General features: G+C 43.3%; 11 protein-coding genes. 7 read left to right on the top strand and 4 right to left on the bottom strand.

The features are described from left to right. Positions 1–160: 160 nt before the first annotated feature. A complete protein-coding gene (gene rsmG, locus ACESR9_RS08785) occupies positions 161–874 on the bottom strand; it encodes a 16S rRNA (guanine(527)-N(7))-methyltransferase RsmG (RefSeq protein WP_373106316.1) in 714 nt (237 codons plus the stop codon). Between the two features lie 70 nt (positions 875–944). On the opposite strand from rsmG, the gene ACESR9_RS08780 reads away from it, so the two are divergent. Both ACESR9_RS08780 and htpX read left to right on the top strand, forming a co-directional pair. Continuing rightward, positions 945–1,505 (top strand): LemA family protein, encoded by a 561-nt coding sequence (locus ACESR9_RS08780; RefSeq protein WP_061564262.1) that lies wholly within the window; start codon positions 945–947, stop codon positions 1,503–1,505. A gap of 1 nt (position 1,506) precedes the next feature. Continuing rightward, positions 1,507–2,403 carry a zinc metalloprotease HtpX gene (gene htpX / locus ACESR9_RS08775; protein ID WP_373106315.1) on the top strand — a complete coding sequence of 299 codons (897 nt, stop codon included), beginning with the start codon at positions 1,507–1,509 and terminating at the stop codon, positions 2,401–2,403. 26 nt (positions 2,404–2,429) lie between these two features. Here htpX and ACESR9_RS08770 read toward each other — a convergent pair whose 3' ends face one another. The 3 genes from ACESR9_RS08770 to ACESR9_RS08760 all read right to left on the bottom strand — a co-directional run bounded on the left by ACESR9_RS08770 (position 2,430) and on the right by ACESR9_RS08760 (position 4,791). Beyond that, a complete protein-coding gene (locus ACESR9_RS08770) occupies positions 2,430–3,647 on the bottom strand; it encodes an MFS transporter (protein ID WP_373106314.1) in 1,218 nt (405 codons plus the stop codon). Further along, positions 3,644–3,820 (bottom strand): hypothetical protein, encoded by a 177-nt coding sequence (locus ACESR9_RS08765; RefSeq protein ID WP_023918927.1) that lies wholly within the window; start codon positions 3,818–3,820, stop codon positions 3,644–3,646. The genes ACESR9_RS08770 and ACESR9_RS08765 overlap by 4 nt, the downstream gene beginning before the upstream one ends. Before the next feature lie 110 nt (positions 3,821–3,930). After that, the gene (locus ACESR9_RS08760; RefSeq protein WP_373106313.1) at positions 3,931–4,791 is read right to left on the bottom strand and encodes a helix-turn-helix domain-containing protein; all 861 of its coding nucleotides are present in this window, start codon (positions 4,789–4,791) and stop codon (positions 3,931–3,933) included. Positions 4,792–4,995: 204 nt separating this feature from the next. Between ACESR9_RS08760 and ACESR9_RS08755 the strand changes: the two genes are divergently transcribed. The 5 genes from ACESR9_RS08755 (at position 4,996) to ACESR9_RS08735 (ending at position 11,867) form a co-directional block, all read left to right on the top strand. Next, positions 4,996–5,535 carry a YceD family protein gene (locus ACESR9_RS08755; RefSeq protein ID WP_347112895.1) on the top strand — a complete coding sequence of 180 codons (540 nt, stop codon included), beginning with the start codon at positions 4,996–4,998 and terminating at the stop codon, positions 5,533–5,535. Between the two features lie 124 nt (positions 5,536–5,659). Further along, positions 5,660–7,138 carry a flotillin family protein gene (locus ACESR9_RS08750; protein ID WP_003017392.1) on the top strand — a complete coding sequence of 493 codons (1,479 nt, stop codon included), beginning with the start codon at positions 5,660–5,662 and terminating at the stop codon, positions 7,136–7,138. A 169-nt stretch (positions 7,139–7,307) separates the two neighbouring features. Further along, positions 7,308–8,732: an NADP-dependent phosphogluconate dehydrogenase gene (gene gnd, locus ACESR9_RS08745; protein ID WP_003017375.1), complete on the top strand. Its 1,425-nt coding sequence runs from the start codon at positions 7,308–7,310 to the stop codon at positions 8,730–8,732. Positions 8,733–8,741: 9 nt separating this feature from the next. Further along, positions 8,742–9,440, top strand: a complete 699-nt coding sequence (locus ACESR9_RS08740; RefSeq protein ID WP_373106312.1) for a response regulator transcription factor — start codon at positions 8,742–8,744, stop codon at positions 9,438–9,440. 231 nt (positions 9,441–9,671) lie between these two features. Continuing rightward, a complete protein-coding gene (locus ACESR9_RS08735; protein ID WP_373106311.1) occupies positions 9,672–11,867 on the top strand; it encodes a PTS transporter subunit IIBC in 2,196 nt (731 codons plus the stop codon). The last annotated feature ends 43 nt before the right edge of the window (positions 11,868–11,910 follow it).

Raw genomic sequence — 11,910 nt, 5'->3', positions numbered from 1 at the left:
CCTCCGCACAGTTGAGTAGGGCTGTAAAAGCTGATGAAATCAGCGTAGTAGAGCCCACTCAACCACTGCGTCTTGCTTGACAATCCAAAAATAAATGAGAGGCTAGGACTTTTGTCCCAGCCTCTTATTTGACTTTATCCGCTTGGCCCTTTGTATCTTATTACAAAGGCCGCTTATTGGGCATGCCTGCTTTTCTTGGGTATTTATTGGGGGTTTCTTTTTTCTTTTCTACAACAGTGATATAGCGAGGATCCCCATTTGGCAATTCATACTGTAGATTGTCTTCAACCTTGCTAAATAGCAGATTCAGGGCGTTTTTGGCTTCCTCCAACTCTTCTGGAGCATTGCTAGCTTTAAGTGCGAGGAGGCGCCCTCCTACTTTCAAATAAGGAATGGTCAGCTCAGAAAGGACCTGCATCCGAGCAACGGCGCGCGCAGTTACGAGGTCAAATTGAGCACGGAAGGCCTTGTCTTGCGCAAAGTCTTCAGCTCGTCCATGGTAGAAATGAACCCCGCTCAAGCCTAACTCTTCAGCTAGTAGGTGGAGAAAGTTGATCCGCTTATTGAGGGAATCAATGATGGTCACATCCAACTCAGGGAAAAGGATTTTCATTGGAAGGCTTGGAAAGCCAGCACCAGCTCCGATATCCAAAAGACGGATGGGTTGGTTTTCGATCAACCCCTGCAAGATGGGAGCGATTGAATCATAGAAATGCTTGAGATAGACCTCGTCTTTTTCGGTGATAGCAGTGAGGTTGATCTTCTCATTCCACTCAACCAATAACTCAAAATAGCGTTCGTATTGTTCTTTTTGTCGATCAGTTAATGGGAAGCCGAGGTCGGCTAAACGGGTATAAAATTCTTCTGGTTTCATAAGATAATTTTACCACAAAATAAGAGAAATTTGATATACTGGTAGAAAGAAATGAAAGGAATTCAATAAAATGATTTGGATTATTCTTGGGATCCTTGTGGTCCTTGTGTTGATGGTAGTAGGAGTTTACAACGGTTTAGTGAAAAGTCGGATGCAAACTCGCGAAGCTTGGAGTCAGATCGATGTACAATTGAAACGTCGGAATGACTTAATTCCAAACTTGATCGAAACGGTTAAAGGGTATGCCAAGTACGAAGGAGATACACTTGCTAAGGTCACTCAACTTCGCCAACAAGTAGCTCAAGCATCTTCACCTGCAGAAGCAATGGCAGCCAGTGATGCTCTTTCACGTCAAGTTGCAGGCATCTTTGCGGTTGCTGAAAACTACCCAGATTTAAAAGCCAACACCAACTTCATGCAATTGCAAGAAGAATTGACCAATACAGAAAATAAAATTTCTTATGCCCGTCAATTGTACAACAGTGTGACAAGCAACTACAATGTGAAATTGGAAACTTTCCCAACAAACGTGATTGCTGGAATGTTTGGCTTCAAACAAGCCGAATTCCTTCAAGTACCTGAAGAAGAAAAAGCAGTACCAAAGGTGGACTTTAGCGGATTAGGAGACTAATATGCTGTTTGACCAAATTGCAAGCAATAAAAGGAGAACCTGGATTCTCCTTATTGCTTTTTTCATACTATTGGCTCTTATCGGAGCAGCCGTTGGCTACCTCTGGTTAGGCTCCTCACTTGGTGGCGTCATCCTTGCTTTGATTATTGGTGGCATCTATGCCTTTAGCATGATTTTTCAATCAACGGAAGTTGTGATGCGAATGAATGGTGCACGCGAGGTGACAGAAGATCAAGCTCCTCAACTTTACCATGTTGTCCAAGATATGGCCATGGTGGCTCAGATTCCTATGCCTCGTGTCTATATTGTAGACGATCCGTCCATGAATGCATTTGCGACAGGGTCCAATCCTCAAAATGCGGCTGTTGCAGCAACGACAGGTCTTCTAGCTGTGATGAATCGTGAGGAATTGGAGGGAGTTATTGGACACGAAGTTAGCCATATTCGCAATTACGATATCCGCATCTCCACGATTGCGGTTGCCCTTGCCAGTGCCATCACCATGCTATCTAGTATTGGAGGACGGATGATGTGGTGGGGCGGTGGCCGTAGCCGGGACGATGATCGAGAAGGTAGCGGTGGTTTGGAGATTGTTATGTTGATCCTTTCCTTGCTTGCCATCGTTTTAGCGCCATTAGCAGCGACCTTGGTCCAGTTAGCCATTTCTCGTCAACGGGAGTTCCTAGCAGATGCTTCAAGTGTTGAATTGACGCGGAATCCTCAAGGAATGATCAATGCTTTGTTAAAACTAGACAATAGCGAACCAATGCAACGACATGTCGATGATGCGAGCAGTGCACTTTTTATCAACGATCCAAAAAAAGAAACCGGTTTGCAAAAACTCTTTTATACCCACCCACCCATTGCTGAACGGGTAGCTCGCCTAAGAAAAATGTAAAAAAAATCCACCAAACGGTGGATTTTTTATTTGGTTGTTAAGAGGAGGGTAGTGAAACCAAGGATGGCAAAGATCCCCCAAGCTAGGGGAAGGCTCCAGATAGCTAGACTAGAAAAGAGAGCTGTCCCAAGTGGCATGGCAAAGCTGACCATCAGTCCCAAAAAGCTAGAGGTAGAAGCTAATTTTTCAGCGGGTAATTTGCTCATTAAAAGACTGGAAACTTTTGGGTTGATTTTTGCTACAAGATAACCAAGGAAAGTGATGAGTAGAAGGGAAAGAATGTCCCAGTGCATTAGGATATTTGTGAGCCCAAGTATGGTGAGCCCACCTGCGATCCACAGGAGGATATGGTGGAGTGATTGCTTGGAAAAATAGTCATGGGGTGTCAGGCTAGCCCAGACCATGCTTAAAATAGTCACTGCCTCTAAAATCAAGAGGGATTGGCTAAAGCTCAACTGAAAGAAGGGGGAGTGAAGCAGTTGCAAATTGTAGATACCTGAGATGGATCCCCCAAGAGCATTGATGAGAACCAATGAGAAGAGCAACTTACCAAAGTGGTGGACCTCCTCATCTGCAAAAATACTTTTGGCGTTCTGGTACATCTCTTGGCATTCGTGTACCAAAGAATTCTTACTTTTGGGCTCAATGACGGGATCATGTGTCAGCTGCTTTTTTCTAATCAAGAGACAGGTAGAAGACAGGAGAAAAGTCAATGCATTGATCGAAGCGACCAGGGCAAAATTTTGATGGCTGATGGCTAGCAGCCAAACTCCCAGGGCTTGTCCAGAAATCGAGCAGACCATACTAAGTAGTTGGTTGAAGGAATAGGCCTCCATCAAATCCTCGTCAGGGATGTTCTTTTTCATGATAGGGAGTTGCAAGCCACCGCGATAATCACTTAAACAATCTGAAACAATGTTTAAAAAGCAAACAATCGAAAAGGCAAGGTAACCCGGAATCTTGGTCATGAGCGCAATAAGGATGAAGAGCATGGCTTGAAGATAGCCAATGCGGATCAACCAGTTAGCTTTTTTCTTCGTGCGGTCAGCCTTCATACCAACAAAAATGGTAAAGAGGCTAGGAATAAATACAATGAGATTGGCAATGCCAACTGCCAGACTAGGCTGAGGCATGCTGGCAGCAAAGACCACAAAGACCAGATTGTAGATGGCAGCGCCAAGGGTATTTAAAAAGCGAGAAAGACTAAGTAAGGCAAAAATCTTATTACGGACTAAGAGTTTCATAAGCCTTCCTCCTTCACGTGATCAGTTGCTAGGACTTGTTTGATGGATCGAAAGATCTGTTTGAAGAGATCCAACTTCTCCTTTTCAGAGAGAGCTAGTTCCTGATCCTTCAGATAAACGCTAGTATGTGAGAGAAGAAAGCGGAGGAAGTGGTTTTTTAGTTTGGTCATCATGGGAAGAACCTTCTTTCTTTACTTGATAGTCCTATTGTAAACCTAAAAAGCAAGAAAAAATTAATGTTGCATATTTTCAACAAAAACTCACAGAGTAGATCTGTGAGTTTTTAGGATTTATTGATCAGTTCTTGCAGGCCCTGTTTGTAGTAGTTGGCACTGTCCTTACAATCCAGAATAGAGAGAACCTGGATGGCCTGTTCCATCTTTTCAAGACCGATTTCTTTTTCTCCCTTTCGATAGAGAAATTCTCCTTTGGCGTAGAGATAAACCGTCCGAAGGTAGGCTTCGTTCTCAGAGTAAAAGTGGTCGTTAATTAGGTGGTCAAAAAAAGATGCATCTTCAAATTCATTTGAACTAATGGCGAGAAAAAAGCCATTAAGGAAAATAGAATTGATGGCAGGACGAGAGGAATCTAGGAGAAGCTTGAAATCCTCCCGTTGGACCAACTCCTCTGTGTATTGTCGATAGAGCTGACTAGAGAAAAGAGGAGAGGTCAGTGAAAATAGGCTTAACTCAAAGTTTCCCCAGACCATGACAGAGAAGAGGTAGTCATAGAGGAAATCTAGTTCCTCTTGGCTAGCAGCCAACTCTACCTCAGGATATAAGCCAAGTATTTTGGCCTTGAGAATAATGCTGGCTAAGAAGTCTTCTTTTTTCTGATGTTTCTGGTAGGCTTGCTGGTAGCTTTGGTACAAGTCTTGGTCGTGTTCCAAGCTCATGTTTTCATAGTGCTCTTTCAACAATTTGGGGATAAAAGAGTGCTGATCGATCCCTGCTAGATGAGAGAACTCACTGAGACTTGTTTTGATCTGTTGAAGGGCCTGAAAAAACCGTTGCGTGGTTAGGTCATTTTCTCCTCTTTCAAATCGCGACAGCATAGAGCGCGAAAATTCTCCCCCTGTAGCCTCCTCTAAAGAGATGTGGCGACTTTCACGTATTTGTCGAAAAACAGCTCCGATATCTTTCATGAATTCTCCTCTATCTAACATTGCTCAATGCCCTAGCCAGTGACCCTCTTTTGTCCAAGAGATGGTGGGACCTTGTGAACAACACCAATTGGCCTAGTTACTGTATCTTTTTTCATGATTATAACAAATTTTTGAGGAGACTTCTTGGTTGAGGGGCAGCTTCATGATATACTAGTAGTATCTAGAAGATTTGAGGACAAAAGAATGAACCTATTTACACAAGAAATCCGTAAAAATCCTGAAGGACTAGCCTTTGATCAAGAGTTGGATTTGTTAAAGGATCTGCAAAAGCGTAATCCAGAAATTCTTGATTTAAAGAATGTGACAGCGACAGGACGAGTAGCCTATGATACAGGCCTCTATGTCTTGGATTACCAGTTGACCTACACCATCGTTTTGGCATCTAGCCGAAGCATGGAGCCTGTTGAGCTTCAAGAGAACTATCCTGTAACAGAGGTGTTTGCGGAGGATGTACAGTCTGACGCAGATATCGAGGCCCTAGAGGAAGACTTGATCCTTCCAATCGAAGGTGGGAAGATTGACCTGAGTGAGAGTGTAGCGGATAATATTCTGCTCAATATTCCTCTCAAGGTTCTCACTCCAGAAGAAGAGGCTGGACAAGGTTTTATCGAAGGCAATGATTGGAAAATCCTGTCCGAAGAAGAATACCAAGCCGCTCAAGCGATCAAGAAAGAAGAAAACAGTCCTTTCGCTGGTCTAAATGGCTTGTTTGACGAAGAATAAGCTAGAGATTGCATTTGATAAATTTAGACATAAATACAGGTCTTTTCTTTGAGGAAAGGCCTTCTTTTGATATACTAGGATTAATAAACAACAGAGGGGAGACCTCTAAAAAAGGAGAAAAAGTATGGATACTTTATTTATTCCAGGTTGGTTGATTACTTTTGTAATCGTAGCCATTCTTGTATTGATCTTGTTGGTCAAAGGGTATGTCAACGCTAAACCCAACGAAGTCGTGGTCATTACAGGTCTTCGAAAACAACGTCACTTGCGTGGGAAAGCTGGCTTTATGATTCCCTTTGTCGAACAACGCTCTTATCTTGATATTGAGCAATTCTCGACAGATGTTCGGACGTCAGAAGCAGTCCCAACACTGGACTTCATTAACGTCCGTGCCGATGCAGCTGTTAAATTAAAAATTGGTACTACCGATGAAATGATTGCTCGGGCTGCAGAAAACTTCTTGAACTGGAATACGACAGATATTTCCAACTCTGTCCAAGATGTCTTGGAAGGAAACTTGCGGGAAGTGATCGGTCAGATGGAGCTCCGTAAGATGGTCAATGACCGTCAAGAGTTTGCCTCAAAAGTGCAGGACAACGTAGCACCAGACTTGGCTAAAATGGGTCTAGAAGTCATCGCCTTTACGGTTCAATCCTTCTCTGATGAAGGGGGAGTCATCGATAACCTCGGGATTGAAAATGTTGAAACCATTAAGAAAGATGCCTTGATTGCCAAAGCCAAAGCAGAACGTGAACGCAAGGAAGTTGAAGCAGAACAAGATAAATTGGCTAACGACAAACGCGTGGCAGCCGATCTTGAAATTGCGCAAAAACAAAACGAATTAAAACTCAAACAAGCAGCCCTCAAGCAAGAAGCAGATATTGCCCAAGCAAAAGCGGATGCCGCTAAAGGGATTGAGGCAGAAGTGCAACGTCGTGAACAAGAGCGCGTGGCAGCCGAAGCCAATATCATGAAACAGGAAAAAGAAGCGGAAGTCAAAGAGCGCGAAGTTAAAGTTCGTGAGCAAGAATTGGATGCCAACATCCGCAAACAAGCTGAAGCTGAAAAATATGCGCGTCAACAAGCTGCAGAAGCAGAATTGATCGAACGCCAACGCAAGGCGGAAGCAGAACTCTTCGAAACACAAAAAGAAGCCGAAGCTCGGAAAGCCCAAGCCGAAGCTGAGAAATTTGCTCAATTGCAAGAGGCCGAAGCTATTGAAGCCAAAGGTCGTGCCGAGGCTGAAGCCATTCGCTTGAAACTGGAAGCTGAAGCCAAAGGTTTGGACCAAAAGGCCGAAGCGATGAAGAAAATGCAAGAAGCAGCCATTACTGAAATGGTTGTTGATAAGTTGCCTGAAATTGCGCGTGCTGTCGCAGAACCATTAACCAAGGTGGATAAGATTACCATGTACGGTGAGGGTAATGCTTCTAAGATGGTGGGCGATATCATGCAAAGTATCGACCAAGTCTCTCAAGGAGCTGGATTCGATATTCGTCAATTGTTAGCAGGAGCTCTTGGGGTCAATATGACGGTCAACAAACTCAAAGAAGGAGAACAACCGGTCATTGAAGCAGAGGAGTTAGCTTCTAAAGAAGATTAATACCATTCTTAAGAAAGTGTCTGAGAACTGTTTCTCGGGCACTTTTGTTTTTAAGATCAAATGACTTGCATGATCTTCTCCCTCTTGGAGAAGGCGGGAAGCTATTTTCTGCTTTCTTTTGAGGAGGAAAAATGGTAGAATAAAGGCAAACTATAAAGAGGAGTGTCACATGACTAAAGCAAACTTTGGTGTTGTTGGTATGGCCGTAATGGGTCGTAACCTTGCCCTTAATATCGAATCTCGTGGCTACACAGTTGCCATTTATAACCGTAGTAAAGAAAAAACAGAAGATGTGATTGCTTGCCATCCTGATAAAAACTTTGTGCCAAGCTATGATATCGAAAGCTTCGTAAACTCAATCGAAAAACCACGTCGTATCATGCTTATGGTTCAAGCAGGACCTGGTACAGACGCAACTATCCAAGCCCTTCTTCCACACTTGGATAAAGGTGATATCTTGATCGACGGAGGAAACACTTTCTATAAAGATACTATCCGTCGTAACGAAGAGTTGGCGAACTCAGGGATCAACTTTATCGGTACAGGTGTATCTGGTGGTGAAAAAGGTGCCCTTGAAGGTCCTTCTATCATGCCTGGTGGACAAAAAGAAGCGTATGACTTGGTAGCGGACGTTCTTGAAGAAATCTCTGCAAAAGCGCCTGAAGATGGAAAACCATGTGTGACTTACATCGGTCCTGATGGAGCTGGTCACTACGTGAAAATGGTCCACAACGGGATCGAGTACGGGGATATGCAATTGATCGCAGAAAGCTATGACCTCATGCAACACTTGCTTGGACTTTCTGCAGAAGATATGGCTGAAATCTTTACTGAATGGAACAAGGGTGAATTGGACAGCTACTTGATCGAAATCACTGCTGATATCCTTGGACGCAAAGACGACGAAGGTCAAGATGGACCTATCGTAGACTACATCTTGGACGCTGCAGGAAACAAAGGAACTGGTAAATGGACTAGTCAATCAGCGCTTGACCTTGGTGTGCCATTGTCACTCATTACTGAGTCAGTATTTGCTCGTTACATCTCTACTTACAAAGAAGAACGTGTTCACGCAAGCAAGGTTCTTCCAAAACCAGCTGCATTTAAATTTGAAGGAGATAAGGCTGAATTGATTGAAAAAATCCGTCAAGCCCTTTACTTCTCAAAAATCATCTCATACGCGCAAGGTTTTGCCCAATTGCGCGTCGCTTCTAAAGAAAACAATTGGAACTTGCCATTTGCGGACATCGCATCTATCTGGCGCGATGGATGTATCATCCGTTCTCGTTTCTTGCAAAAGATCACAGATGCATACAACCGCGATGCAGATCTTGCTAACCTTCTATTGGATGAGTACTTCTTGGATGTCACTGCTAAGTACCAACAATCAGTTCGTGATATCGTAGCTCTTGCTGTTCAAGCCGGTGTACCAGTACCAACCTTCTCAGCAGCCATCACTTACTTCGATAGCTACCGTTCAGCGGATCTTCCAGCAAACTTGATCCAAGCACAACGTGACTACTTTGGTGCTCACACTTACCAACGTAAAGACAAAGAAGGTACTTTCCACTATTCTTGGTACGACGAAAAATAATCTTGCTCTATGGTCAAACGAGTTCTACTAGTAGAAAATGAGAAGCAAATCGCTCGCTTTATTGATTTGGAACTTCAAAAAGAGGGGTATCAAGTTGATGTGGTCGAGGATGGAAAAGCGGGTCTGGCTTTGATTACTGCGACCAAATATGATCTGATCTTGTTTAATTACGATCTGTCAGATATGTCGGGTGAAGCATTCGCAGAGGAAATCAGTCAGATTCGCCCAGCTTCTGTTTTGATTGTGTTGGATAGCCGCGAAAAAATTGCTGAGCACCAAGAGAGTATTCAGCGCTTTGCTGTTTCCTATATGGTCAAACCCTTTATTATCAGCGATTTAGTCGATAAGATCACAGCGATTTTTAGAGGACGTGATTATATTGACCAACATTGTAGTCAGATGAAAATCCCAACATCATACCGCAATTTGCGCATTGATGTGGAACACCATACCGTCTATCGTGGGAAAGACATGATTAGTTTAACCCGCAGAGAATATGATCTCTTAGCGACTCTGATGGGGAGCAAGGGAGTGGTGACACGAGATCAGTTATTGGAAAGTGTCTGGAAGTACGAGAGTACAGGTGAGACTAATATTGTGGACGTCTATATCCGGTATCTTCGTGGGAAAATTGATCTACCCGGTCAAAAAAGCTATATTAAGACCGTTCGTGGGATTGGCTATGCCATGCAAGACGCATTAGAATAAAACATTCGAACCCTTAGAGGGTTCGAATGTTTTTATACTCCAAGGGAAACGTTTGCATCGAAAAAGAATGAGTTTTAAAAAGAATATGGCTTAAAAAAGATAAAAAAAGATAAAATTTGGAGAAAAAAATGAATGTAAGGCTTTACAAATTTTTAAAATATGGTATACTAGAAACAAATTAAGCGCAAACGTTTTCTTAAAACAAAGCCTTAAACAATATAAGGAGGTTGAATGATGAACAAAGGATCATTCAAAAGTTTATTTAGCTTTGAATTCTGGCAGAAGTTCGGTAAGGCCTTGATGGTCGTTATCGCTGTCATGCCAGCGGCTGGGTTGATGATTTCAATCGGGAAATCTATCCCTATGATCAACCCGAATTTATCTCCACTTGTTATTACAGGTGGAATTCTCGAACAAATCGGTTGGGGGGTTATCGGAAACCTTCACATCCTCTTTGCCCTTGCTATCGGTGGTAGCTGGGCCAAAGAACGTGCAGGGGGTGCCTTTGCAGCTGGTCTCTCTTTCATCTTGATTAACCGTATTACCGGTGCAGTTTTCGGAGTGACATCTGCAATGTTAGCTGATAAGGCTGCTACGGTTCACACAATCTTCGGTGGATCAATTAAAGTTGCGGACTACTTTATCAGCGTTCTTGAAGCTCCAGCTCTTAATATGGGGGTATTTGTAGGGATTATCTCAGGTTTCGTTGGAGCAACTGCCTTCAATAAATACTACAACTACCGTAAACTCCCAGAAGCCCTTTCTTTCTTCAACGGGAAACGCTTTGTACCATTCGTTGTTATCGTTCGTTCAGCTCTAACAGCCTTGGTTCTGTCAGCCTTGTGGCCAGTAGTTCAATCAGGAATTAATGGATTTGGTGTTTGGATCGCCAACTCACAATCAACAGCTCCAGTATTGGCACCATTCTTGTTTGGTACCTTGGAACGTCTTCTCTTGCCATTTGGTCTTCACCACATGTTGACCATTCCAATCAACTATACTCAATTGGGTGGTAGCTACCAAGTTCTTACAGGTGCTGCCAAAGGAACAACTGTATTTGGACAAGATCCACTTTGGTTGGCTTGGGTAACAGACCTTGTTAACTTGAAGAAAGCTGATCCTAGCCAATACCAACACTTGCTTCATGCTTACACACCAGCTCGTTTCAAAGTTGGTCAAATGATCGGATCTTTCGGTATCTTGATGGGGGTTGTAGTGGCTATCTACCGCAATGTGGATCCAGATAAAAAAGAAAAATACAAAGGGATGCTTTTTGCAACTGCCCTTGCAACATTCTTGACAGGTGTAACAGAACCAATTGAATACATGTTCATGTTTATTGCTACACCATTGTACATCATCTATGCTCTTGTTCAAGGGGCTGCCTTTGCAATGGCTGACTTGGTTAACCTTCGAGTTCACTCATTCGGTTCAATCGAATTCTTGACACGTACCCCAATGGCCATCAACGCTGGTTTGGCATTAGATATCTTTAACTTTGTATGGGTAACAGTCCTCTTTGGATTTATCATGTACTTCATTGCCAACTTCATGATTAAGAAATTCAATTATGCGACTCCAGGACGTAACGGTAACTATGAACAAAATGATGATGCCCCTGCAGGAGATGGTGCAGCAGCAGGTGCTGCTACAAGCTCAGCAAGCTCACAAGTCATTAACATCATCAACCTTCTTGGTGGACGTGCCAATATCGTAGACGTTGACGCATGTATGACTCGTCTTCGTGTAACCGTTAAGGACGCTGAAAAAGTCGGAACAGAAGAACAATGGAAAGCTGAAGGCGCTATGGGTCTTGTCATGAAAGGACAAGGGGTCCAAGCCATCTACGGACCTAAAGCTGACGTATTGAAATCTGATATCCAAGACGTTCTTGATTCAGGTGAAGTCATTCCTGAAACACTTCCTAGCCAAATGACAGCAGTTCAAAAGGCTGAAGCAACCTTTAAAGGGGTAACTGATGAAGTTCACTCTGTTGCAGATGGTGAAGTGATCAACATCGAAGATGTGAAAGATCCTGTATTCTCACAAAAAATGATGGGAGACGGATTTGCAGTTGAGCCTGAAAATGGCCACATCGTTTCACCAGTTGCTGGTAAAGTTACTAGCGTCTTCCCAACCAAACATGCCCTTGGTTTGGTAACAGATAATGGTTTGGAAGTCTTGGTTCACATCGGTCTAGATACTGTTAGTCTTGAAGGAAAACCATTTGAGGTTAAAGTTTCTGAAGGTCAAACAGTGGCTGCTGGAGACCTCTTGGTAGAAGCAGACCTTGATGCAATCCGTGCAGCTGGTCGTGAAACTTCAACAATTGTTGTCTTCACAAATGCAGATGCGATTAAATCCGTTAAGGTCGAACATACTGGTAAATTGGTAGCAAATGCGCCAGTTGCAACAGTAGAATTATAAGAGACGTCGGCAAAGAAAATGAGGTTGGGGCAGTGCACCCGGC

Source organism: Streptococcus parasanguinis (genome assembly GCF_964238605.1).
Classification (GTDB): Bacteria; Bacillota; Bacilli; order Lactobacillales; family Streptococcaceae; genus Streptococcus; species Streptococcus parasanguinis_AJ.
The sequence above is the reverse complement of the archived record's forward strand: the minus strand, read 5'-3'. Positions and strand labels throughout refer to the sequence as shown.